Source organism: Streptomyces griseus subsp. griseus (assembly GCF_000720255.1).
Taxonomy (GTDB): Bacteria; Actinomycetota; Actinomycetes; order Streptomycetales; family Streptomycetaceae; genus Streptomyces; species Streptomyces griseus_I.
Genome location: NZ_JOJE01000035.1, coordinates 12,556 through 36,298 on the forward strand (window position 1 = coordinate 12,556; position 23,743 = coordinate 36,298).

At 71.1% G+C, this 23,743-nt stretch carries 19 protein-coding genes and 3 pseudogenes; 12 read left to right on the plus strand and 10 right to left on the minus strand.

Going from position 1 to position 23,743, the window contains the following annotated elements; all coding sequences use genetic code 11:
* Nucleotides 1–59 precede the first annotated feature (59 nt).
* Nucleotides 60–1,886: an AMP-dependent synthetase/ligase gene (locus tag IG99_RS33750; RefSeq protein ID WP_037680826.1), complete on the minus strand. Its 1,827-nt coding sequence runs from the start codon at nt 1,884–1,886 to the stop codon at nt 60–62.
* Nucleotides 1,887–2,243: 357 nt separating this feature from the next.
* Nucleotides 2,244–3,131 (minus strand): LysR substrate-binding domain-containing protein, encoded by an 888-nt coding sequence (locus IG99_RS33755; protein WP_037680923.1) that lies wholly within the window; start codon nt 3,129–3,131, stop codon nt 2,244–2,246.
* Between the two features lie 170 nt (nt 3,132–3,301).
* On the opposite strand from IG99_RS33755, the gene IG99_RS33760 reads away from it, so the two are divergent.
* Nucleotides 3,302–4,360, plus strand: coding sequence for a bile acid:sodium symporter family protein (locus IG99_RS33760; protein WP_037680925.1), 1,059 nt, complete (start codon nt 3,302–3,304; stop codon nt 4,358–4,360).
* A 75-nt stretch (nt 4,361–4,435) separates the two neighbouring features.
* Here the strand turns inward: IG99_RS33760 and IG99_RS33765 are convergent, their stop codons facing one another.
* Nucleotides 4,436–5,353 (minus strand): quinone oxidoreductase family protein, encoded by a 918-nt coding sequence (locus IG99_RS33765; RefSeq protein ID WP_037680927.1) that lies wholly within the window; start codon nt 5,351–5,353, stop codon nt 4,436–4,438.
* 113 nt (nt 5,354–5,466) lie between these two features.
* On the opposite strand from IG99_RS33765, the gene IG99_RS33770 reads away from it, so the two are divergent.
* Nucleotides 5,467–5,904: a MarR family winged helix-turn-helix transcriptional regulator gene (locus IG99_RS33770; protein ID WP_037680829.1), complete on the plus strand. Its 438-nt coding sequence runs from the start codon at nt 5,467–5,469 to the stop codon at nt 5,902–5,904.
* A gap of 78 nt (nt 5,905–5,982) precedes the next feature.
* Here IG99_RS33770 and fdhD read toward each other — a convergent pair whose 3' ends face one another.
* The 5 genes from fdhD to IG99_RS33795 are packed head-to-tail and all read right to left on the minus strand — an operon-like array spanning nt 5,983 to nt 12,426.
* Nucleotides 5,983–6,831, minus strand: a complete 849-nt coding sequence (gene fdhD, locus IG99_RS33775) for a formate dehydrogenase accessory sulfurtransferase FdhD (RefSeq protein ID WP_037680832.1) — start codon at nt 6,829–6,831, stop codon at nt 5,983–5,985.
* A 7-nt stretch (nt 6,832–6,838) separates the two neighbouring features.
* The gene (locus tag IG99_RS33780; protein ID WP_037680835.1) at nt 6,839–7,699 is read right to left on the minus strand and encodes a 2Fe-2S iron-sulfur cluster-binding protein; all 861 of its coding nucleotides are present in this window, start codon (nt 7,697–7,699) and stop codon (nt 6,839–6,841) included.
* A complete protein-coding gene (locus IG99_RS33785) occupies nt 7,696–9,528 on the minus strand; it encodes an NADH-ubiquinone oxidoreductase-F iron-sulfur binding region domain-containing protein (RefSeq protein ID WP_037680838.1) in 1,833 nt (610 codons plus the stop codon). The genes IG99_RS33780 and IG99_RS33785 overlap by 4 nt, the downstream gene beginning before the upstream one ends.
* Before the next feature lie 4 nt (nt 9,529–9,532).
* Nucleotides 9,533–11,458, minus strand: coding sequence for a molybdopterin oxidoreductase family protein (locus IG99_RS33790; protein WP_037680841.1), 1,926 nt, complete (start codon nt 11,456–11,458; stop codon nt 9,533–9,535).
* Nucleotides 11,455–12,426, minus strand: a complete 972-nt coding sequence (locus tag IG99_RS33795; protein WP_037680843.1) for a 2-dehydropantoate 2-reductase — start codon at nt 12,424–12,426, stop codon at nt 11,455–11,457. The genes IG99_RS33790 and IG99_RS33795 overlap by 4 nt, the downstream gene beginning before the upstream one ends.
* 212 nt (nt 12,427–12,638) lie before the next feature.
* On the opposite strand from IG99_RS33795, the pseudogene IG99_RS33800 reads away from it, so the two are divergent.
* Together IG99_RS33800 and IG99_RS33805 are read left to right on the plus strand one after the other, a co-directional pair.
* Nucleotides 12,639–13,019, plus strand: a pseudogene (locus IG99_RS33800) (methyltransferase domain-containing protein); the annotation flags it as partial.
* A 146-nt stretch (nt 13,020–13,165) separates the two neighbouring features.
* Nucleotides 13,166–13,912, plus strand: a complete 747-nt coding sequence (locus IG99_RS33805) for a phosphotransferase family protein (RefSeq protein WP_037680848.1) — start codon at nt 13,166–13,168, stop codon at nt 13,910–13,912.
* 224 nt (nt 13,913–14,136) lie between these two features.
* Here IG99_RS33805 and IG99_RS46385 read toward each other — a convergent pair.
* Together IG99_RS46385 and IG99_RS50740 are read right to left on the minus strand one after the other, a co-directional pair.
* Nucleotides 14,137–14,913 (minus strand): annotated as a pseudogene (locus IG99_RS46385) (aminoglycoside adenylyltransferase family protein); the annotation flags it as partial.
* Between the two features lie 29 nt (nt 14,914–14,942).
* A pseudogene (locus tag IG99_RS50740) lies at nt 14,943–15,088 on the minus strand (IS630 family transposase); the annotation flags it as partial.
* A 134-nt stretch (nt 15,089–15,222) separates the two neighbouring features.
* On the opposite strand from IG99_RS50740, the gene IG99_RS33815 reads away from it, so the two are divergent.
* The 8 genes from IG99_RS33815 to IG99_RS33845 all read left to right on the plus strand — a co-directional run bounded on the left by IG99_RS33815 (nt 15,223) and on the right by IG99_RS33845 (nt 23,699).
* The gene (locus IG99_RS33815) at nt 15,223–16,554 is read left to right on the plus strand and encodes an OFA family MFS transporter (protein ID WP_037680853.1); all 1,332 of its coding nucleotides are present in this window, start codon (nt 15,223–15,225) and stop codon (nt 16,552–16,554) included.
* Nucleotides 16,523–16,657: an MFS transporter small subunit gene (locus tag IG99_RS51485; RefSeq protein ID WP_267882582.1), complete on the plus strand. Its 135-nt coding sequence runs from the start codon at nt 16,523–16,525 to the stop codon at nt 16,655–16,657. The genes IG99_RS33815 and IG99_RS51485 overlap by 32 nt, the downstream gene beginning before the upstream one ends.
* A 148-nt stretch (nt 16,658–16,805) precedes the next feature.
* On the plus strand, nt 16,806–17,753 hold the full coding sequence (locus tag IG99_RS33820) for a beta-ketoacyl-ACP synthase III (protein WP_037680856.1): 948 nt from the start codon (nt 16,806–16,808) through the stop codon (nt 17,751–17,753).
* Between the two features lie 143 nt (nt 17,754–17,896).
* A complete protein-coding gene (locus tag IG99_RS33825) occupies nt 17,897–18,574 on the plus strand; it encodes a GntR family transcriptional regulator (protein ID WP_037680859.1) in 678 nt (225 codons plus the stop codon).
* Between the two features lie 215 nt (nt 18,575–18,789).
* Nucleotides 18,790–19,971: an ROK family transcriptional regulator gene (locus IG99_RS33830; RefSeq protein ID WP_037680861.1), complete on the plus strand. Its 1,182-nt coding sequence runs from the start codon at nt 18,790–18,792 to the stop codon at nt 19,969–19,971.
* Nucleotides 19,972–20,104: 133 nt separating this feature from the next.
* The gene (locus IG99_RS33835; RefSeq protein ID WP_037680864.1) at nt 20,105–21,628 is read left to right on the plus strand and encodes a sugar ABC transporter ATP-binding protein; all 1,524 of its coding nucleotides are present in this window, start codon (nt 20,105–20,107) and stop codon (nt 21,626–21,628) included.
* Nucleotides 21,625–22,644, plus strand: coding sequence for an ABC transporter permease (locus tag IG99_RS33840; protein ID WP_037680868.1), 1,020 nt, complete (start codon nt 21,625–21,627; stop codon nt 22,642–22,644). The genes IG99_RS33835 and IG99_RS33840 overlap by 4 nt, the downstream gene beginning before the upstream one ends.
* 17 nt (nt 22,645–22,661) lie before the next feature.
* Complete coding sequence (locus IG99_RS33845; RefSeq protein ID WP_037680871.1) at nt 22,662–23,699, plus strand: substrate-binding domain-containing protein; 1,038 nt, start codon at nt 22,662–22,664, stop codon at nt 23,697–23,699.
* The last annotated feature ends 44 nt before the right edge of the window (nt 23,700–23,743 follow it).

Genomic DNA, 23,743 nt, shown 5'->3' on the forward strand with positions numbered 1-23,743 from the left:
ATCGTCAACGATCACGAGGCGTGATGCATTCCTGACCCCCGAATTCGTTCTTCCGGGGTTCAGGCTCGGTACAGCGCCTCGACCTCGTTGGCGTAGGCATTCTCGATCGCCTTGCGTTTCAGCTTCAGCGACGGGGTCAGCAGGCCGTGCTCCTCGGTGAACGGCTGGGCGAGGATACGGAAGGTGCGGATGGACTCGGCCTGCGAGACGAGCGTGTTGGCGGCGACCACCGCGCGTCTGACCTCCGTCTCCAGGTCCGGATCGCGCACCAGTTCGGCGGCGGTCAGCTGGGGTTTGTCCCGCATCTGCAGCCAGTGCTCGACGGCTTCCTGGTCGAGGGTGACCAGGGCCGCGATGTAGGGGCGGTCGTTGCCGACGACGATGCACTGGTTGACCAGCGGATGGTCGCGGACGCGTTCCTCGAGCTGTCCGGGGGCCACACTCTTGCCGCCGGACGTGACGAGGATCTCCTTCTTGCGGCCGGTGATGGTGAGGTAGCCGTCCTCGTCGAGGGCGCCGAGGTCGCCGGTGGCGAGCCAGCCGTCGTGCAGGGTCTCGTCGGTGGCCTTGGGGTTGTTGAGGTAGCCCTGGAAGATGTTGTCGCCGCGCAGCCAGATCTCGCCGTCGTCCGCGATGTGCACGGTCATACCGGGGATCGCCTGGCCCACGGTGCCGTAGCGGGTGCGCTCGGGCGGGTTGGCGGTGGCGGCCGCCGTCGACTCGGTGAGGCCGTACCCTTCGAAGATCTGCACCCCCGCGCCCGCCCAGAACAGTCCGAGCTTGCGGTCCATCGCCGAGCCGCCGGACATGGCGTGCCGGACCCGGCCGCCCATCGCGGCCCGCACCTTGGAGTAGACGAGCTTGTCGAAGAGCTGGTGCTGCATGCGCAGACCGGCCGACGGGCCGGGGCCGGTGCCCCACGCCTTGGCCTCCATCGCCTCGGCGTACTTCAGGGCGATGTCGACGGCCTTCTCGAACGGTCCGGACCTGCCCTCCCGTTCGGCCTTGCGACGGGCCGCGTTGAAGACCTTCTCGAAGATGTACGGCACGGCGAGGAAGAACGTGGGCCGGAACGCGGCCAGGTCGGGCAGCAGGGCCGCCGCGTTCAGCTGCGGCTGGTGACCGAAGCGGACCTTGCCGCGGATCGCGGCCACCTGCACCATCCGCCCGAAGACGTGTGCGAGCGGCAGGAACAGCAGGGTCGCCGCCTCGTCGCCCCGCCGGGAGTGGAAGACGGGCTCCCAGCGCTCGCGGACCGTGTCGGCCTCGAACATGAAGTTGCCGTGCGAGATCAGACAGCCCTTGGGGCGGCCGGTCGTGCCCGAGGTGTAGATGATCGTCGCGACCGAGTCGGGGGTGACCGCCTCCCGGTGCCGGTGGACCACGTCGTCACCGACGTGGGCGCCGGCGTCGTAGAGCTCCTGGACGCAGCCGGAGTCGAGCTGCCACAGCTCGCGCAGCTGCGGCAGCCGGTCGATGACCGTGGCGATGGTCATCGCGTGGTCCTCGTGCTCCACGACCGCCGCCGTGACCTCGGCGTCGTACAGCATCCAGAAACACTGTTCGGCGGAGGAGGTGGGGTAGATCGGCACGACCTGGGCGCCGATGGTCCACAGCGCGTAGTCGAACAGGGTCCACTCGTAGCGGGTGCGGGACATGATGGCGACCCGGTCGCCGAAACGGATGCCCCTGGCCAACAGGCCCTTGGCCAGGGCGAGCACCTCGTCGCGGAACTCGGCGGCGGTCACATCCCGCCACCGGCCCTGCTCGTCCTTGCGGCCGAGCGCGATGTGCAGCGGGTCCTCCTGGGCGTGCTGGAAGACGACGTCGGCCAGACCGCCCACCGGCGGTGCCAACGTCAACGGAGGGTTGGTGAACTCGCGCAAACCCGCTCCCGCTCTTGACGCTCCGCACAGCGCCGTGAAAGCTACCCCACCCGGTGAGGGGGCGGGAGGGGTCGTGAACGCGAGCAACGCTCTTGTATGCGCCGGTCAGTGCCGGAAAAAGGGCTCACATACGGAAGGGTCGGACAGAGAACTGACGATTGAGTAAGTTTCGGTGCCGTAATCTCCACCGAATCGGCACGACCCGAGCAAGGCGTGCGAGTCCGCTTCCCGGCGCCGCCTCCTCTTCCCAACAGCGTGGGAACGGCGCCTTCCGTTACGGGTCGGAGCGGCAGCGTCCGCACTGCGGTTGAGTCATGCCGTTCCTCCGAGGCGTCGCGCGCCGGCGCGTCCAGCGCTTCACCGAGCTCGGGGAGGCCGCGACCCCGTCGTCACCAGCCGGCTCCCGCCGGCCAGGATCGCCGAGGCCAGCGCGTCCGCCGCCCCCTGTGCGGAGGCCCGGCGGCGGCCGTGGACCAGGACGAAGTCGACGCCGCCCAACTGCGGCAGGCCCGCCCGCTCGCGCATCCGCACCAGGCCCGGCGGAATCAGGCCCCGCGAGTGCGCCATCACGCCCAGCCCCGCCCGGGCCGCCGCGACCAGCCCGTTCAGGCTGCCGCTCGTGCAGGCGACGCGCCATTCGCGGCCCTGCCGCTGAAGAGCCTCGAATGCGAGTGCCCGGGTGATGCCCGGCGGCGGATAGACGATGAGCGGGACAGGCCGGGCGGGGTCCAGGCGCAGCCGCTCCGCGCCGATCCACACCAGCTCGTCCTGCCAGACCAGTTCTCCGCGGGGGTCCTCGGGGCGGCGTTTGGCCAGCACCAGGTCCAGCTTCCCGGCCGCGAGCCGCTCGTGCAGCGTGCCGGACAGCTCGACGGTCAGCTCCAGGTCGACCTCGGGGTGCTCGTGGCGGAACCCCTCGAGGATCTCCGGCAGTCGCGTCAGCACGAAGTCCTCCGACGCGCCGAAGCGCAGCCGGCCGCGCAGCCGGGTACCGGTGAAGAAGGCCGTCGCCTGCTCGTGCACCTCCAGGATCCGTCGCGCGAAGCCGAGCATCGCCTCGCCGTCCTCGGTCAGTTCCACCGAGTGGGTGTCCCGCGTGAACAGCTGTCGCCCGGTGGTGGCCTCGAGGCGGCGCACATGCTGGCTGACCGTGGACTGGCGCAGGCCCAGCCGTCGGGCGGCCTGCGTGAAGCTCAGCGTCTGGGCCACGGCGAGAAAGCTGCGCAGATGAGAGGGGTCGTACACCCGTACCACGGTACCCGGTCATCATGGAATGCGATGACAGTCAGTGCGGTATGACGGATTCCCGATCACGCCGTCGAGGAGGACGATGAAGGGGGGCCTTCCGGGCCCCGTCGCACTCTGAACGAACGAGCAAGTGGAGCACCGTGAAACGCCTGCGCCGGCCGAGTCGGCTGCCGATCGACCCGTACATCCTGCTGCTGCTCGCGACGGTGGGCCTCGCGGCCCTCTTCCCGGCGCGCGGCACGGGCGCCGACGTCGCCTCCGGCGCCTCCACGGCGGCGATCGCCTTCCTCTTCTTCCTGTACGGGGCCCGCCTGTCCACCCGTGAGGCGCTCGACGGGCTCAAGCACTGGCGGCTGCACGTCACCGTGCTGGCCTGCACCTTCGTGGTCTTCCCGCTGCTGGGTCTGGCTGCCCGGGGCCTCGTCCCGGTCCTGCTGACCCAGCCGCTCTACCAGGGCCTGCTCTTCCTCACCCTGGTCCCGTCGACCATCCAGTCGTCGATCGCCTTCACCTCCATGGCCCGGGGCAATGTGCCCGCGGCGATCTGCGCCGGCTCCTTCTCCTCCCTCGTCGGCATCGTCGTCACGCCGCTGCTCGCCGCCGCAGTGCTCGGCAACAGCGCCGGCGGGTTCTCGGCCGACTCCCTCGTGTCGATCGTGCTCCAGCTGCTCGTACCGTTCCTCGCGGGGCAGCTGCTGCGCCGGTGGATCGGCGGCTTCGTCACCCGGCACAAGAAGGTGCTCGGGCTGGTAGACCGCGGCTCCATCCTCCTCGTCGTCTACACCGCGTTCAGCGAGGGCATGGTCCAGGGCATCTGGCACCAGGTCAGCGCGGTCCGGCTCGGTGGACTGCTCGTCGTCGAGGCCGTCCTGCTCGCGGTGATGCTGCTGCTGACCTGGTACGGCGGCAAGGCCCTGCGCTTCGATCGGGAGGACCGGATCGCGATCCAGTTCGCCGGCTCGAAGAAGTCCCTCGCCTCCGGGCTGCCCATGGCGAGCGTCCTGTTCGGCGCGCACGCGTCCCTGGCGGTGCTGCCGCTGATGCTCTTCCACCAGATGCAGCTGATGGTCTGCGCGGTCATCGCCAAGCGCCGGGCGCAGGACCCGACGGACCCGCAGGACGAGCCGGCGGGCGCGACGGAGCCGGCGGGGGCCGCGGCGGCCGAGGCGGGGGAGCCCGCCGAAGGGCCGCGCACCGCGGCCGGTACGGGAACCCGCGGGCGCTGAGACCCTGCGGCGGCGCCCGCGGCCGGGACCGGGTCACGCTGTCGTCGTGTTTCGGCGCCTACGAGGCGGCGTCCGTCACGGGATCAGGACGACCTTGCCCGTGTTGGCCCGCGACTCGATCGCCTCGTGCGCCTTCGCCGCGTCCTCCAGGGCGAACTCCCCGTGTACGGCGGTCCGTACGGCACCGTCGGCGAACAGCTGCCACAGCTCCCGGCGCCACCGCTCGTACAACTGCGGTTTGTCGCGCGCGATCCGTGCCATCTGGAACCCGATCACGGACTTGGCGCCCACCAGGAGGTCGTACGCCTGGACCGTCCCGCCGCCCGAGCTGTACGCCACCAGCCGTCCCCCGGGGGCGACGGCCCCGACGGCCGGGGTGAGGAGGTCGCCGCCGACCGCGTCGAGGACGTAGTCGACGGGCCGGCCCCAGCTCTCGTAGGCGTAGCCGATCACCTCGTCGGCGCCGAGGGAGCGCACGAAGGCGGCCTTGGCCGGGTCGGAGACGGCGCCGACGACCCGGGAGGCGCCGCGGACCCGTGCGAGCTGCACGGCCAGGTGTCCGGCACCGCTCGCGGCGGCCGTGACCAGGGCCGACTCGCCGGGTTCGGGGCGGGCCGCGGCCAGGGCGCCCAGTGCGACCAGGCCACCGCGGACGAGGGCGACCGCGTCGACGGCCGAGGCGTGTTCGGGCACGCGGGAGGCCATCGCCTCCCGCAGGAGCGCGAAGTCGGCGTAGCCGTGCCCGAAGCAGAGCCCCGTCACGCGGTCTCCGGCGCCGAAGAGGGTGACGCCGTCCCCGACGGCCACGACCTCCCCGGCGATCTCGCCCCCGAGGGGGATGGGTTCGGCGGCCTCGGTGACCTTGCGGACGACGGGGAGGGTGACGCCGACGGCCTCGCAGCGGACGAGGAGTTCACCGGGGCCGGGCTCGGGGGCGGGGGCCTCTTCGAGGAAGAGGGGGCCGCCGGGTGAGTCGTAGCGGACGCGGCGCATCGAACCTCCGTTGGTGGCGGGCATCGTTGGGCCCACCCATGATTTCGTTGGGAATTCCAACGGTAACGAACGATCATTGGGAAGTCCAACAATCATTCGTTAGGCTTTCCGACATGGCCGAAGCACCGCTCCCCGCAATCCGCTCCCTCCCCAGCTGGCTCCTCGGCAGGGCCGCCGCCCGGGGCCGGGAGCTCGTCGCTCAAGAGCTGGCGGCGGAGGGCCTGAAGATGTGGCACCACGTAGTGCTCTCCGCCGTCCGCGACCTCGCCCCCGTCGCCCAGGCCGACCTGGGCCGCGGAGTGCGGCTCGATCCGAAGGACCTGGTCGGCGTCCTCAACGACCTCCAGTCCGCCGGCCTCGTCGTGCGCGAACCGGACCCCCGGGACCGGCGCAAGAACGCCGTGTCCCTGACGGAGGAGGGTGCCCGGACGCTGACCCGCTGCGAGAAGGTCGCCCGCGAGGCGAACGACGCGCTGCTCGCGCCGCTCTCACGGGCCGAACGGGATCAGCTCATGAGCCTGTTGACCCGGATCGCGGGCACGGCGGAGTGACTCGAGACGGGGCCCCTGCGGCGCAGGGGGCGCTCCCCGCCGGTCGGGGCCCCGCCGCCGTGTCCGCGGGGGAACCGGTCAGCCCTGGGTGGCCTCGGCCCGCAGGGCGACGCGGTCCTCGCCCGCGTACACGTTCATGGAGCTGCCCCGCAGGAAGCCCACCAGCGTCAGACCGCTCTCGGCGGCCAGGTCCACCGCCAGCGACGACGGCGCCGAGACCGCCGCCAGCACCGGAAGACCCGCCATCACTGCCTTCTGCGCCAGCTCGAAGGAGGCCCGCCCGCTCACCAGCAGGATCGTGCGCGACAGCGGCAGGTCCCCGTTCTGCAGGGCGCGGCCGACCAGCTTGTCGACCGCGTTGTGCCGGCCCACGTCCTCCCGGACGTCGAGCAGCTCCCCGTCCTCGGAGAACAAGGCGGCCGCGTGCAGGCCCCCGGTCCGGTCGAAGACGCGCTGGGCCGCCCGGAGCCGGTCGGGGAGGCTCGCGAGCAGCTCGGGCTCCACCCGGACCGGGGGAGTGTCGGCGATGGGCCAGCGGGTCGACGTGCGCACCGCGTCGAGACTCGCCTTCCCGCACAGACCGCACGAGGAGGTGGTGTAGACGTTCCGCTCCAGGGTGATGTCCGGGACGACCACGTCCGGGGCGGTCCGCACGTCCACCACGTTGTAGGTGTTCGAGCCGTCCGCCGTCGCCCCGGCGCAGTAGACGATGTTCTGCAGGTCGGAGGCGGTCGCCAGGACCCCCTCGCTCACCAGGAAACCGGCGGCGAGCGCGAAGTCGTCACCGGGCGTGCGCATGGTGATCGCGAGCGGCTTGCCGTTCAGCCTGATCTCCAGGGGTTCCTCGGCGACGAGCGTGTCCGGGCGGCTGGAGACCACCCCGTCCCGTATGCGCAGGACCTTGCGTCGTTCCGTGACTCGTCCCATGTCCTGATCAGCCCCGGTTCTGTACGTGCTGGTAGCCGAAACGGCCCTTGATGCAGAGGTTGCCGTGGGTCACCGGGTTGTCGTGCGGCGAGGTGACCTTCACGATCTCATTGTCCTGCACGTGCAGCGTGAGGTTGCAGCCCACGCCGCAGTACGCGCACACCGTCGTCGTCTCCGTCTGCGCCGACTCGTCCCAGGTACCCGCCGCCCGCATGTCGAACTCCGACTTGAACGACAGCGCGCCCGTCGGACACACCTCGACGCAGTTCCCGCAGTACACGCATGCCGAGTCGGTCAGCGCGGCGTCGTGCTCCACCGCGATCCGGGCGTCGAAGCCGCGCCCCGCGACGGAGATCGCGAAGGTGTTCTGCCACTGGTCCCCGCAGGCGTCGACGCACTTGTAGCACAGCACGCACTTGTCGTAGTCGCGCACGTACAGTGCGTTGTCGACCCTCGGCTCCTCGTTCAGGCGCGCCGCTTCCGGGCCGAAGCGGTCCGGCTTGGCCTCGTACTCCTTGATCCAGCCGGCGGCCTCCGGGGTCGTCGAGAGGTCGACCGAGGAGGCGAGGAGCTCCAGGACGATCCTGCGGCTGTGCCGGGCGCGCTCGGTGTCCGTGTGCACCTCCATGCCAGGCTCGGCCTTGCGGGAGCAGGCCGGGACCAGGGTCCTCGCCCCCTCCACCTCCACCACACAGAGGCGGCAGGCGTTCTTCGGGGTGAGGGTGTCGCCGTGGCAGAGCGTCGGGACGTCCTTCCCGGCGGCCCGGCAGGCGTCGAGGATCGTCGCCCCCTCCGGGACCCTGGCCTTCTCGCCGTCGATCGTGAACTCGACCAGCCGACGCGGCACTCCGAGCGGTATCGCGGTCATTCGTACGCCCCCAGACGGTCGATGGCGGATTCCACGGCGTTCCACGCGGTCTGCCCCAGACCGCAGATCGAGGCGTCCCGCATCGCCCGGCCGACCTCCCTGAGCAGGGCGATGTCGTCCGCGGCCGCCGCGCCCGTGCGCTCCACGATCCGGTGCAGCGCCTCCTCCTGCCGCACCGTCCCGACCCGGCACGGCACACACTGCCCGCACGACTCGTCCCGGAAGAACTCCGCGATGCGCAGGAGCAGTCGGGGCAGGGGAACGGTGTCGTCGAAGGCCATGACGACTCCCGAGCCGAGCGTGGTGCCCGCCTCCCGGGTGCCTTCGAAGGTGAGTGGGATGTCGAGCTCGTCGGGCCGTACGAAGCCTCCGGCCGCCCCGCCGAGCAGTACGGCCCGCAGCCGCTCGCGCACCCCCGCCCGCGCCAGCAGCTCGCCCAACGTCGCACCGAACGGCAACTCGTAGATCCCGGGCCGCGCCACACTCCCCGAGACACAGAACAGCTTGGGACCCGTGGACTTCGGCGTCCCGATCGCCGCGTACGCCGGTGCGCCCATGGTCAGGATCGGCAGCACGTTGACCAGCGTCTCGACGTTGTTCTCGACCGTCGGCTTGCCGAACAGGCCCTTCTCCACGGGGAACGGCGGCTTCGAGCGCGGTTCGCCCCGGTAGCCCTCGATGGAGTTGAACAGGGCCGTCTCCTCGCCGCAGATGTACGCCCCGGCGCCGCGCCGGATCTCGATGTCGAAGGCGTAGCCCTGGCCGAGGACGTCATCGCCGAGCAGGCCACGCGCGCGTGCCTGCGCCACGGCGTGCTCCAGGCGACGCAGGGCGCGCGGGTACTCGCCGCGCAGGTACAGGTGGCCCCGGTGGGCGCCGGTCGCGAACGCGGCGATCGTCATCGCCTCGACCAGCGCGTACGGGTCGCCCTCCATGATCACGCGGTCCTTGAAGGTGCCCGGCTCGGACTCGTCGGCGTTGCAGACCAGGTAGTGCGGGTGATCCGGCTGGGCGGCCGTGGCCTGCCACTTGCGGCCGGTCGGGAAGGCGGCGCCGCCGCGCCCCACCAGGCCGGAGTCGGTGACCTCGCGGATGACATCGGCGGGGCCGAGCTCGAAGGCCCGGCGCAGTGCGGTGTAGCCGCCATGGGCGCGGTAGTCGTCGAGACTCGTGGGGTCCACCACGCCGACCCGCCTGAGCAGGATCAGGGACGGGTCCCCGGCCTGGGGCACGGCCAGGGCGGCCGGTGGCTCCTCGGGCGCCGAGTCGGGCGCGGTCGCGGCGAGGACGGCCTCCGCTACGGTCGCCGGCGCCGACACCGCCGTACGCACCGGATCGCCCGCCCTGAAGGCCAGCGCCGCCGGAGCCCGTTCGCACAGGCCGAGGCAGGGGCTGCGCTCGACCTGGACGCCACTGCCCGGGCCGAGCCGGGACTCCACCCCGGCGCACAGCGCGGACGCCCCGGCCGCCGTGCAGGCGAGGTCCGTGCACACGTGGAGCACGGTCGCCGGGCGGGGCCGGACCGCGAACATGGCGTAGAACGTGGCCACGCCGTACGCCTCCGCCGGCGGCACCGTCAGCCGCCGGCACAGGTAGTCCAGTGCGCCTTCGCTGATCCAGCCGACCCGGTCGTTGATCGCGTGCAGCCCCGGCAACAGCAGGTCGCGGCGGTCCCGGGCCTCACGGCCGCCGCGTGCCCACCTCAGGTCGTCGGCCCCCGCCGCGTCGCGGTCGGCGCCCTCCCAGGAGGACTCCGCAGGCCCCAACAGGGCGTCGACGGCCGCCCGTTCCTCGTCCGTCGGCTTGCTGTCGCCGAAGTGCAGATCCACCAGGTCACCTCACGATGGTCGCGACGGGAAGCTTGTCGATCCGGATCGCCGACGCCTTGAACTCCGCCGTCCCGGCGATCGGGCAGTTCGCCTCGATCGTCAGCCGGTTGGTGTCCACCTCGTCGGGAAAGTGCATGGTCATGAAGGCCAGCCCGGGCCGCAGCGCCGTGTCGATCCAGACCGGCGCCACGACCGCGCCCCGCCGCGAGGACACCTGGACCTCCTCGCCGACGACGACCCCGTAGCGCTCGGCGTCCTCCGGGCACAGCTCGATGTACTCACCGCGCCGCAGCGGGGACGCGAAACCACCGCTCTGCACACCGGTGTTGTAGGAGTCGAGGCGCCGGCCGGTGGTCAGCCGGATCGGATACCGCTCGTCGGTGAGGTCGACCGGCGGATCGTGCTGGACGATCCCGAAGGGCGCCGGCAGCCCGCGCGCGTCCGGATCCTTCTCCCACAACCGGCCATGCAGATACGTCGGTTCGAGCCGGTCGGTGCTCGGACAGGGCCACTGGATGCCCTGATGCTCCTCCAGCCGGGCGTACGTCATCCCGTAGTGGTCCGGCGAGACCGAGCGCAGCTCGTTCCAGACCGCCTCCGAGTCGGCGTACTTCCAGTCGCGGCCGAGCCGTGCCGCGAGGTCGCAGAGGATGTCGATGTCCTCACGTGCCTCGCCGGGCGGGGCGACGGCCCGGCGCACCCGTTGCACTCGTCGCTCGCTGTTGGTGGTCGTGCCCTCTGTCTCGGCCCAGCCGGCGGTCGCGGGCAGGACGACGTCGGCCAACTCGGCGGTTTTCGTCAGGAAGATGTCCTGCACGACGAGGAAGTCCAGCTGCCGCATCCGCCGCACGGCCTGATCGCTGTCGGCCTCCGACTGCGCCGGGTTCTCGCCGATGCAATACACCGCCCGGAGCGAGCCCTCCTCCATCGCCTCGAACATCTCCGTCAGGTTCATCCCGTAGTGCGGCTGGATGACCGTGTCCCAGGCGGACTCGAACCGCAGGCGGGACTCCGGGTCGAGGATGTCCTGGAAGCCGGGCAGGCGGTTGGGGATGGCACCCATGTCGCCGCCGCCCTGCACGTTGTTCTGCCCGCGCAGCGGCTGCAACCCCGAGCCGTACCGCCCGACATGGCCGGTCAGCAGGGAGAGGTTGATCAGCGCGCGGACATTGTCGGTGCCGTTGTGGTGCTCGGTGATGCCGAGGGTCCAGCACAGCTGGGCACGCTCGGCGCGGGCGTAGGCGTGCGCCAACTCCCGTATGGCACGGGCCGGTACGCCGGTCACCTTCTCGGCGAGGGACAGCGTCCACGGCTCGACGAGCGCCCGGTACTCCTCGAAGCCGGTCGTGGCCCGCTCGACGAACGCCTCGTTGACGAGCCCCGCGTGGATGATCTCGCGCCCGATGGCGTGCGCCATCGGGATGTCCGTGCCGACGTTCAGCCCCATCCAGCTCTCCGCCCACTCGGCGGTGGAGGTGCGGCGCGGGTCGACGGCGTACATCCGGGCGCCGTTCCTGATCCCCCGCAGCACGTGCTGGAAGAAGATCGGGTGCGCGAAGCGGGCGTTGGAGCCCCACATCACGATGACGTCCGTGTGCTCGATCTCCTCGTACGATGACGTGCCGCCGCCGGAGCCGAACGCGGCCGACAGGCCCGCGACACTCGGGGCGTGACAGGTGCGGTTGCAGGAGTCGACGTTGTTGGTGCCCATGACCACGCGGGCGAACTTCTGGGCCACGTAGTTCATCTCGTTGGTCGCGCGGGCGCAGGAGAACATGCCGAACGCGCCTCGGTTGCGCTCCAGGCCCCGGGCCGTGCGGTCCAGGGCCTCCTCCCAGCTCGCCTGCCGGAACGGCTCGTCGCGGGAGTCGCGGACGAGGGGGTGGGTGAGCCGGGTGTAGGTCTTCGGGGTCCGGTTCCTCTTGCTCATGCGGCCGTCCTCAATGCGAGCAGGTCCGAGATGGCGTGGACGGTGCGCAGGGTGGGCACCTCCACGCCGGTGATCTCCGCCAACTCGACGACCGCCGCGAGCAGGACGTCGAGTTCGAGCGGCTTGCCGCGCTCCAGGTCCTGGAGCGTGGACGTGCGGTGGTCACCGACGCGCTCGGCGCCCGCGAGACGGCGCTCGATGGAGACGCCGACCTCGCAGCCGAGGGCCCGGGCGACGCCGATCGTCTCCGCCATCATGATCTCGATGACCCGGCGGGTGCCCCCGTGCAGGCACATCTGCCGCATGGTCGCGCGGGCCAGCGCGCTGATCGGGTTGAAGGAGATGTTGCCGAGCAGCTTGAGCCAGATGTCGTTGCGCAGGTCAGGCTCCACCGGGCACTTCAGCCCGCCGGCCCGCAGGGCCCCGCTGAACTCCAGACAGCGCGGGGACACACTGCGGTCGGGCTCGCCGACCGAGAACCGGGTGCCTTCCAAGTGCCGTACGACGCCCGGCCCTTCGAGCTCGGTCGCCGCGTAGACCACACAGCCGACGGCCCGTTCGGGCGCGAGCACCGCACTGACCGCGCCGTCCGGGTCCACGCTCTCGACGCGGTGGCCGTCGTGGGGGCCGCCGTGCCGGTGGAAGTACCACCAGGGGATGCCGTTCTGGGCGGCGACGACCGCCGTGGTGTCGTGCAGCAGGGGCTCGATCAGCGGCCCGCACGCCGCGTACGAGTTGGCCTTCAGACCGAGGAAGACGTAGTCGACGGGGCCGATGTCGGCCGGGTCGTCGGTGGCGTGCACGCGGGCGGTGAAGTCGCCGCGCGGGCTGAGCACCCGAACGCCGTCCCGCCTCATGGCCGCCAGATGCGGTCCACGGGCGACGAGATGCACGTCGGCACCGGCGCGGTGGAGCGCGGCGCCGACGTAGGCGCCGATGGCACCGGCGCCGAGAACTGCGACTTTCATGGTGAGGGAGCTCCGTTCGGTCGAGGGTACCGAGGAACTGCCGAGCAACTGGGGGACCGTTGGGGGACTGTCCCGACTCTGTCGACGAAATATTGTCTACAGTATGGAGGTTGGGCCAGCAAGGGTTCGCGCAAGTCGGGAGCCACTGTGCGGTGGCCATGGGTCAACGGGCTTGTGGGGATCGGGGGAGCTGCGCGGTGGCGGAGGCATGACGGGTCCTCTGTCCGGGCGGCTGGATCGTCCTGGTCGGTCAGGACTGGGACGCCATTGTGATCGACTCGGATGACGCGGCGCTCACCCGCACGAGCGTGCAAGCCCACGCCGACCTTTTGGGCACGCCCCGGGCCGGCCGTCAGTACCGCAGCCTGCTCCTGGCCGACGGTTTCGACGATGTCACGGTCGAGGTGCACACCAGCGTGTTCACCGACCCCGCGATGCTGTCGCTGCTCGCGAGGCTCGCCGAACCGGCCTGCGCCAGTGGCGCCGTCGGCCGTGACCAGGCGGACGAGTGGCGCGCCGAACAGCGCCGACGTGCCGAGGCCGGCCGTTTCCTCGCCGCCATTCCGTGCTTCGTGGCCTCCGCCTCCGCCTGAGGACTCCTGACAGAAGTGGTGGGCTTGACCTGGTCAGAGGCCGATGTCGTGCGCGAGGGCGCTGGGTGGCGGGACGCGGTCGGTCGCGTGATCGCACGCGATAAACCCGGCGACGTCGGCGAACACCCCCGGGATACTGATCGCCCATGGATGAGGTCAAAGTCGTCGTCGCCCATTCCGAGCGCGCGACTCTGCGCGTCGGCGACGTGTTCCTGAAGGTGGACGCCGATCAGGCGCGCATCAATGTCGAGGTCGAGGCGATGTCCCTCGCGCCGGTCCCGACCCCGGAGGTCCTGTGGCGCAAGCCGTCCGTGCTCGCGACCGCCGCCCTCCCGGGGACGACGCTTGGGCGCCTCGGCGGGCCGTCGACCGGGTCGCCGGCGGCGTGGGCCGCGGCGGGCGCCGCCATCCGGAAGCTGCACGACGCGCCGCTGCCGTCCCGGCCGGGCCAGGCCGGCCGGAGCATCGTCGCGCTGGCGGCGGAACTCGACGACGAGTGCGAGTTGCTCGTGACGGACGGCGTTCTGCCCGCCGACCTGGTAACCCGCAACCGCCAGGTCGCCGAGGCCGCGCTCCGACCCTGGACTCCGGCGTTCACACACGGCGACCTGCAGATCGCTCACGTCTTCGTCGACGGCGACGAGGTCACCGGCATCATCGACTGGTCCGAGGCGGGCCAGGGCGATGCCCTGTACGACCTCGCCACCTTCACGCTCGGACACGAGGAGCACCTCGACGACGTCATCGCCGGCTATGGCACCGACATCGACCTCGACGTGATCCACGGGTGGTGGTCGTTGCGGAGCCTGCTGGCAGTTCGCTGGCTGAGCCGGCACGGCTTCGACCCGTTCGCGCCGGGGTGTGAGGTCGACGTGCTGAGATCCCGGATGTGAGGCTGTGCGGGCCCGACTGCCACGCATGCGTTCTGACGGATCGAGCAGCCCATCCCCTGGGGCGCATCGCGGCGTTCACTCCGCCCTGATCTGGCCGAGGGCCGGGCCGAGGCGCGCCTTGCGACGGGTAGACTCGACCAGCCTGGTCGCGTGCGGTGTGCAACGTCGTCGCTGCCGGGCCACTCACTCCCGTTGGAGGGCTCGGCAGGGCCCGTCCGCGGGGTTCGGGTGCGCAGCCGGTCGATCTCCGCGAGCACGCGGTCCACATGCGGACGCACCTGCGCCTGCAAGGTATCGCTCCAGCTTTCCCCGGAGTAGGGGCAGTTGAGATAGAGCTGCCTGGCGTGCTCGAGGGCGGGGCGGTGCTCGGGCGGGAGTTGGGCGAGGGCCCAGTCGGCGGCGGCGTCCTTCGACTTGATCCGGCCAGTGGCGAGCGTGGTCCAGATGCGGGCGAAGGTCAGCAGGACGTTGCGGGTGTCGCTGTCCAGGTCGTCGAGCAGACCGGGGATACCCGCCACGCTCGCCCGGACCAGGTCGGCCTGTGGGACCGGATCGAGGACCTGCGCCGGGCGCGGGCCGGTGAGGGGGTGGTCGCCGGTCAGCGCCATGGTGATCAGCAGGGCCAGATCGGGCATCGGCTCCGGCTGGGGGACCTCCCCGGCCTCGTACTGCGCACGCAGCCACTCGCCGTAGAGGAAGTCGCCGGTCGGCGGGTACCGCCAAGGCCGGACCTCGGACTGGACGACCACGGTGACCTCGACGGGGCGGGCCCTGTTTCGGGAGCCGGAGGTTCGGAGCAGTCCACCGAGGAGTGCCCGTCGCTCCTGCTCGTCCATTCGCCGTCGGGAGACGACCAGCACGTCCACGTCGCTGGCCGGCCTGAGGCCGCCGAGCACGGAGGAGCCGTGGAGGTAGGTGCCGATGACATCCTGGCCCAGCACGTCGCCGACCAGCCCGACAATCTCCTGAACCTGATTCACTGCATCAGCGTCTCCTGCCATCCGGCGGAGCGCACAGCATTATCCGATGTCGGCGCCTCGAGGAACTGGTGGGTGCCGTCGAACAACGCGACGAAGTCGCGCTCGCCCAGGCTGCGGCGCTTGCCGTCAGCCCGGCCACCGACAAGCGTCCCGAGCGCCGCCCGCTCACCCTCACCTGCGGCGTGTGGCCGTGTCGGACCCAGGTGCGTGGTCACAGCCACTCGGGATACCGGTCGGTCCGACCGTTCACCGCCCCCCGGATACCGTTCACCGCATACGGTCGACGCGCCGCCTTCTCAACGCGCGCACCGGTACCTACCGTTCGGGATCATGAGTCCCCCTGTCGCACCCCCCGGCTGGAGCCGCTGGCTGGTTCCGCCCGCCGCTCTCTCCGTCCACCTCTCCATCGGCCAGGCGTACGCCTGGAGCGTGTTCAAGCCGCCGCTCGAATCCGCGCTCGGCCTCAGCGGCACGCAGAGCGCGCTCCCCTTCCAGCTCGCCATCGTGATGCTCGGCCTGTCCGCCGCGTTCGGCGGCACCCTCGTGGAACGCAACGGGCCGCGCTGGGCGATGACGGTCGCCCTCGTGTGCTTCTCGACCGGCTTCCTGATCTCCGCGCTCGGCGCGGCGACGGAGCAGTACTGGCTGATCGTCCTCGGCTACGGCTTCGTCGGCGGGATCGGCCTCGGTATCGGCTACATCTCGCCCGTCTCGACCCTCATCAAGTGGTTCCCCGACCGTCCCGGCATGGCCACCGGCATCGCCATCATGGGCTTCGGCGGCGGCGCGCTCATCGCCTCGCCGTGGTCGGCGCAGATGCTGGAGTCCTTCGGCGCCGACCACTCCGGGATCGCCCTCGCGTTCCTCGTCCACGGGCTCGCCTACGCGGTGTTCATGCTCCTCGGCGTGCTCCTGGTGCGGGTGCCGCGCACCGAGCGGCCGGCCGACAGCGGGCCGAGTGTCCTGGCGGGGCCCCAGGTCTCGGCGCGCAGCGCCGTGCGCACCCCGCAGTTCTGGTGCCTGTGGGTCGTGCTGTGCATGAACGTGACCGCCGGTATCGGCATCCTCGAGAAGGCCGCCCCGATGATCACGGACTTCTTCGCCGACACCTCGACCCCGGTCTCCGCGACGGCCGCCGCCGGTTTCGTCGCCCTGCTGTCCGCGGCCAACATGGCGGGCCGCATCGGCTGGTCCTCCACCTCCGACCTGATCGGCCGCAAGAACATCTACCGCGTCTACCTGGGCGTCGGCGCCCTGATGTACGCGCTGATCACCCTGTTCGGGGACTCCTCGAAGCCCCTGTTCATTTTGTGCGCGCTGGTGATCCTCTCCTTCTACGGCGGCGGCTTCGCGACGGTCCCCGCCTACCTCAAGGACCTCTTCGGCACGTACCAGGTCGGCGCCATCCACGGCCGGCTGCTGACCGCCTGGTCGACGGCCGGCGTGCTGGGCCCGCTCATCGTGAACTGGATCGCCGACCGGCAGGAGGAGGCCGGCAAGCACGGCTCGTCCCTGTACGGCCTGTCGTTCGGCATCATGATCGGGCTGCTCGTCGTCGGCTTCGTCGCCAACGAACTCGTCCGGCCCGTCAACGCCCGCCACCACGTCCCCGCCCCGAGGGAGGCCGCCGATGTCGCACGACAGCAGCCCGAGTCCGCCTGACCGGCGGCCCCTGATCGCCTTCGCCTGGCTCTGGGTGGGCGCACCCCTCGCCTACGGCCTCTACGAGCTCGTCCTGAAGGCGAAGCAGTTGTTCACCGGGTGACCGTCCGGCAGGTGCACGGGCGTCCGAGCCCTGACGGAAGCCGACAACCCCGACGCCGGATTCCTGTGGCATCACCTGCCGTCGTACCGGTGAGTCACTGATCAGACTGGTGGATCCCGTACCCGAGGCAACTTAGGGGGACCACCCAATGAACGGCTCGCGCATCGCCGCTGTCGGCCACTATCAGCCCGCCAAGGTGCTCACCAACGAGGACCTGGCGGGTCTGGTCGACACCAGCGACGAGTGGATCAGGTCCCGGGTGGGCATCCGTACGCGCCACATCGCCGGACCCGACGAGCCCGTGGACGAGCTCGCCGCGCACGCCGCCGCCAAGGCGCTCGCGGCGGCCGGGCTCGCGCCCGGCGACATCGACCTGGTGCTGGTCGCCACCTCGACCGCCGTCGACCGTTCCCCGAACATGGCCGCCCGGGTCGCCGCCCGCCTCGGCATCCCGGGCCCCGCCGCCATGGACGTCAACGTGGTGTGCGCCGGATTCACCCACGCGCTGGCCACCGCCGACCACACCGTCCGGGCGGGCGCGTCGAGCCGCGCACTCGTCATCGGCGCAGACAAGATGTCGGAGGTCACCGACTGGACCGACCGCACGACGTGTGTGCTCGTCGGCGACGGAGCCGGCGCCGCCGTGGTGGAGGCCTGCGGGGCGGGCGAGGAGCCCGGCATCGGGCCCGTGCTGTGGGGGTCGGTGCCCGAGATGGGGCACGCCGTGCGTATCGAGGGGCAGCCGGCGCGGTTCGCGCAGGAGGGGCAGAGCGTGTACCGCTGGGCCACCCAGCAGCTGCCGCCGCTGGCGCGACAGGCCTGCGAGCGGGCCGGCCTCGCGCCCGCGGACCTCGCCGCCGTGGTCCTGCACCAGGCGAACCTGCGCATCATCGAACCCCTCGCGGCGAAGATCGGCGCGGTCAACGCCGTGGTCGCGCGGGACGTGTCCGAGTCCGGCAACACCTCGGCCGCCAGCATCCCGCTGGCCTTCTCCAAGCTCCTGGAGCAGGGCACCCTCTCCTCGGGCGACCCGGTCCTGCTGTTCGGCTTCGGCGGGAACCTGTCGTACGCGGGGCAGGTCGTGCGCTGTCCGTGAGGCGCACCGGTCCCAAGAGGTATGTGACGAGGGCGACTGGGCTCGGGTCTGGTCACTGCGGGCCGTAGACTGTAGACGAAAGACAATCGATACTGATTGTCCGGCCGTGGTGAGCCCGCGCCGTCCAGGAGGGGGACCGACCGATGCTGTCGTCTGGCCTGCCGCAGGGCGCGGTGCCCAAACTCGAACGGCCCGGCCCCCTGCGCGACCGTGTCTACGAGGCCCTGCTCGAGCTCATCACCACCCGTGCCCTCCAGCCCGGTCAGCACCTGGTCGAGAGTGAACTCGCCGGACACCTCGGGGTCTCCCGGCAACCGGTGCGCGAGGCGCTGCAGCGGCTGAACACCGAGGGCTGGGTCGATCTGCGGCCCGCCCAGGGCGCGTTCGTGCACGAGCCCACCGAGGAGGAGGCCGACCAACTCCTCACGGTTCGCACCCTCCTGGAGGCGGAGGCCGCCCGGCTCGCCGCCGCGCACGCGGACAGCTCCGGGATCGAGGTGCTGAACGAGCTGTGCGCGCAGGGGATGAAGGCCGTCGCCTCGGACGAGGTGGACGCGGCCGTCGCCCTCAACGCCCGCTTCCACGCGAAGATCATGGACCTGGCCGGCAACGCCGTCCTCGCGGAACTCGCCGCGCAGGTCGACCGCAGGGTGCGCTGGTACTACACACCGGTCGCCCGGCAGCGCGGCCGGCAGTCCTGGGCGGAACACCGGAACCTCATCGCCGCGATCGTGGCCGGCGACGAGCAGGAAGCGGCCCGGCTCATGCGCGAACACACGGAGCACACGCGGAAGTCGTACCACGAGCGCGCCAAGCCCTGAGCTGACGCGGCGACAGACGCGGGACGTCTCACTTCCTCAACGCTGCCGCCTGCCCCTCTGCCATCCCGCCGTACCGCCTTCTTTGTCCTGTCAGTGGAGAAAGTTGGCGGCAATCCGTGCACGGCTTCTTCCCAGTCCCGGCGGTCGCTGCTACGTTCCCCTCGAAAGCCCGACTCGGGTGGCCGAATCGATGCGGGGAGGGGCTCGTGAGACGGATGACGGCACGTCCCGCCAACGCGCACCAGGCCCGGCTGCTCAAGCTGTTGCGCGACTCCGGTCCCAACTCCCGTGCCCAACTCGGTGACCAGGTCGACCTCTCGCGGTCCAAGCTGGCCGTCGAGGTGGACCGGTTGCTGGAGACGGGACTGGTCGTGGCCGACGGACTCGCCGCCTCGCGCGGCGGGCGCCGCTCCCACAACATCCGTCTCGCGCCGGGCCTCCGCTTCCTCGGCATCGACATCGGCGCCACCTCCGTGGACGTCGCGGTCACCAACGCCGAACTGGAGATCCTCGGCCACATCAACCAACCCATGGACGTGCGCGAGGGGCCGGTCGCGGTCTTCGAGCAGGTCCTGTCCATGGCGGCCAAACTGCGCGCCTCCGGGCTCGCGGAGGGTTTCGACGGCGCCGGCATCGGCGTCCCGGGACCGGTCCGCTTCCCCGAGGGCGTACCGGTCGCGCCGCCGATCATGCCGGGCTGGGACGGCTTCCCCGTACGGGAGGCGCTCAGTCAGGAACTCGGCTGCCCGGTCATGGTCGACAACGACGTGAACCTCATGGCGATGGGGGAGCAGCACGCGGGCGTCGCCCGCTCCGTGGGCGACTTCCTCTTCGTCAAGATCGGCACCGGCATCGGCTGCGGCATCGTCGTCGGCGGTGAGGTCCACCGTGGTACGACGGGCAGCGCGGGCGACATCGGGCACATCCAGGCCGTGCCCGACGGACGCCCCTGCGCCTGCGGCAACCGGGGCTGCCTCGAAGCCCACTTCAGCGGAGCGGCCCTGGCACGCGACGCGCTGGAGGCGGCCCAGCAGGGCCTCAGCGCCGAACTCGCCACCCGGCTGGAGACGAACGGCGTCCTCACCGCCGTCGACGTCGCCGCCGCGGCCGCCGCGGGCGACGCCACCTCCCTCGACCTGATCCGCGAGGGCGGCACCCGCGTCGGCCAGGTCATCGCGGGACTCGTCTCGTTCTTCAACCCGGGCCTGGTGCTGATCGGCGGCGGCGTGATCGGACTCGGCCACACCCTGCTCGCCGCGATCCGTACCCAGGTCTACCGCCAGTCGCTGCCGCTGGCGACCGGAAACCTGCCCATCGTCCTGGGCGAGCTGGGCCCCACCGCCGGTGTGATCGGCGCTGCCCGGCTGATCAGCGACCACTTGTTCTCACCCGCGTAGCCGTAGCCCGTACGGGCCCCTTCGCCGGCCCTGGCCGCGGTTCCTCAGTACAGCGCCCCGCTCCGCCCTGTCCTCCTTGGAACGCCTCGTTCTGCCCTGAAACCGGCCCGCACGCCCGCCGAGGGGAACCCACATGGCACCAGAACCACCGCTGCTCACCATGTCCGGCATCACCAAGTCGTTCCCCGGAGTCCGGGCCCTGGACGGGGTCGACCTCGACGTCCAGGCCGGTGAGGTGCACTGCCTGCTCGGCCAGAACGGCGCCGGGAAGTCCACCCTCATCAAGGTCCTGGCCGGCGCTCACCAGCCCGACACCGGCACGATCCGCTGGCGCGGCGAGCCCGTCACACTCCGCTCGCCCATCGCCGCCATGCGTCTCGGCGTCGCCACCATCTACCAGGAACTCGACCTGGTGGAGCACCTGTCCGTGGCCGAGAACGTCCACCTCGGCCATGAACCCACGGCCGCGGGCTTCGTCGTACGGGGAAGGGCGGCCCGCGCTTCGACGGCCGCTCTGCTGGCGCGACTTGGGCATCCGGAGATCGATCCGTCCAGGCTGGTCGGCGCGCTGTCGGCGGCACAGCAGCAGATCGTCTCCATGGCACGGGCGCTCTCCCACGACGTGCGGCTCATCGTCATGGACGAACCCTCGGCGGCCCTCGACCCCGACGAGGTCGACAACCTCTTCCGGAGCGTCCAAGACCTCACCGCACAGGGCGTCGCCGTCGTCTACATCTCGCACCGCCTGGAGGAGATCCGCCGCATCGGCGACCGCGTGACCGTACTCAAGGACGGCCGCGCGGTGGCAGGCGGGCTGCCCGCGAAGACGACACCGACCCGTGAGGTCGTGGCGCTGATGACCGGCCGGAACGTGGAGTACGTCTTCCCCGAGCGGCCGGCGGCGGGGTCCGTACCGGCCGGGCCACCGGTCCTCCAGGTGCGGGGACTGGCCCGGGACGGCGAGTTCGCGCCCCTCGACCTCGATCTGCACCCGGGGGAGATCGTCGGACTCGCGGGGCTGGTCGGCTCCGGGCGCTCGGAGATCCTGGAGACCGTCTACGGCGCCCGCAAGCCGAGCGCAGGTCAGGTCCTGGTCGACGGACGGCCGTTGCGGCCCGGCAGCGTACGGGCCGCCGTCCGCGCGGGGCTCGGACTCGCCCCCGAGGAACGCAAGGCGCAGGCCCTGCTGATGCTGGAGTCCGTCACCCGCAACGTCTCCGTCTCCTCCATGTCCCGCTTCTCGCACGGAGGTTGGATCGACCGAAGTGCCGAGTTCGGCGCCGCGCGGGCCGCCACCCGCGAACTGTCGCTGCGCCCGGACAACCCGTCGGTTCCCGTGCGCACCCTCTCCGGCGGCAACCAGCAGAAGGCCGTCCTGGCCCGCTGGCTGCTACGCGGCTGCCGTGTCCTGCTGCTCGACGAGCCCACCCGCGGCGTCGACGTCGGCGCCCGCGCCGAACTGTACGCAGTCGTACGCCGACTGGCCGACGAAGGGCTCGCCGTGCTGCTGGTCTCCAGCGAGGTGCCGGAGGTGCTCGGTCTCGCCGACCGCGTCCTGGTGCTCCGCGAGGGCCACGTCGTGCACACGGCGCCCGCCCGGGATCTCGACGAACACCGCGTACTCGACCTCGTCATGGAAGGAAGCCCGGCGACATGACGCAGCCCGTCTCCCCGCCCCGGGACAGCACCGACAAGGTGCCGCCGGTCGGTCAACACCTCACCTGGCGCGACATGATGGCCCGCGCCGATGTCCGCACCCTCTCCCTCCTCGGAGTGCTCGCCGTCCTGGTCGTCATCGGCGGGATCACCAAGCCCGACGAGTTCCTCGACACCCGCAATCTCCAACTCGTCCTCACCCAGGCCTCGGTGATCGGCGTCGTCACCGTCGGCATGACCTTCGTCATCACCTCCGGCGGCATCGACCTCTCCGTCGGCGCGATCGTCGCCCTGGCCTCGGTGTGGGCGACCACCGTCGCCACCCAGGAGTACGGCTTCGGCGGCATCCTCCTGACCGCGGTGCTCGTCGGGCTCGGCTGCGGCCTGGTGAACGGGCTGCTCATCGCCTACGGCGCGATGGTCCCGTTCATCGCCACGCTCGCCATGCTGGCCTCGGCACGCGGGCTGGCGCTGCAGATCACCGACGGCAGGACGCAGATCGTCACCATCGACGGCGTCCTCGAACTCGGCGAGCGCGACTCCTATGTGCTCGGCGTCCCGCCGCTCGTGCTGGTCTTCGCGGTCGTGACCGTCATCGGCTGGCTGCTGCTCAACCGGACCACCTTCGGGCGGCGCACGGTCGCCGTCGGCGGCAATCCGGAGGCCGCCCGGCTCGCCGGCATCGACGTCCGCCGCCAGCGGCTCTACCTCTACCTGCTGTCCGGTCTGTGCTGCGGCATCGCCGCCTTCCTGCTGATCGTGCTGTCGGGCTCCGGCCAGAACACCAACGGCAACCTCTACGAGCTGGACGCCATCGCCGCCGCGATCATCGGCGGCACCCTGCTCAGCGGGGGCCGGGGCACCATCACGGGCTCCGTGCTCGGCGTGCTGATCTTCACCACGATCACCAACATCTTCGCCCTGAACAACCTGCAGAGCGACGTCCAGCAGATCGCCAAGGGCGCGATCATCGTCGCCGCCGTGCTGGTCCAGCGCCGTACGGCGAGCACGACCTGAGGAAAGGGTTCACCACCATGTCGCACCTCACCAGTCGCAGAGGACTGCTCTTCGGGACCGCCGCCGTCTCCGCCGGTGCCCTCCTCACGGGTTGCACCAGCAACGAGCCCAAGGACGAGAAGCCGGCCGCCGACGACAAACCAGCCGACGACAAGCGTGGCAAGGAGGTCACGATCGGCTTCGCCGGACCCCAGGCCGACCACGGCTGGCTCAACGCCATCAACGACAACGCCAAGAGCCGGGCCAGGAACTACCAGGACGTCACCCTGGAGATCACCGAGGGCTCCAACGACACCGCCACGCAGATCGGCCAGATCGAGACCCTCATCAACAAGAAGGTCGATGTCCTGGTCGTCCTGCCCGCCGACGGCAAGGCCCTCACCCAGGTCGGACTGAAGGCGATGCGGGCGGGCATCCCCGTCGTCAACCTCGACCGCGTCTTCAACACCCCGCAGGCCTACCGGTGCTGGATCGGCGGCGACAACTACGGCATGGGGCTCAACGCCGGCCACTACATCGGCGAGAAGCTCAAGGGCAGGTCGAACGCCAAGGTCATCGAGCTGGCCGGACTCGACAACCTGGAGCTCACCCAGCAGCGCACCAAGGGCTTCGACGACGCGCTGAAGAACTACCCGAACATCCGCAAAGTGGCCCGCCAGGCCGCCGACTTCACGGTGGAGTCCGGGCAGGCCAAGATGGCCCAACTCCTCCAGGCACAGCCCAAGTTCGACGCCGTGTGGAATCACGACGACGACCAGGGCGTGGGTGCGCTGCGCGCCGTGGAGCAGGCCGGACGCGACGACTTCCTGATGGTCGGCGGCGCGGGCGCGCTCTCCGCCTTCCAGGCGATCAAACAGGACGACGGCGTCCTGAAGGCGACCGTCCTCTACCCCCCGACCATGGCCGCCTCCGCGATCGACCTCGCCCGCGCCCTCGGCCAGGGCAAGGGCGTCGGCGGCCTCGCCGAGCACGAGATCCCCGCGTCGATCACGCTCTACTCGGCCGTCGTCGACAAGGACAACGTCGAGCAGTACATGTCCACCGGCTTCCGCTGAGCCGTGTCCGTGGGATCCGTCCCCGTCGGGACATGCCCGCCACC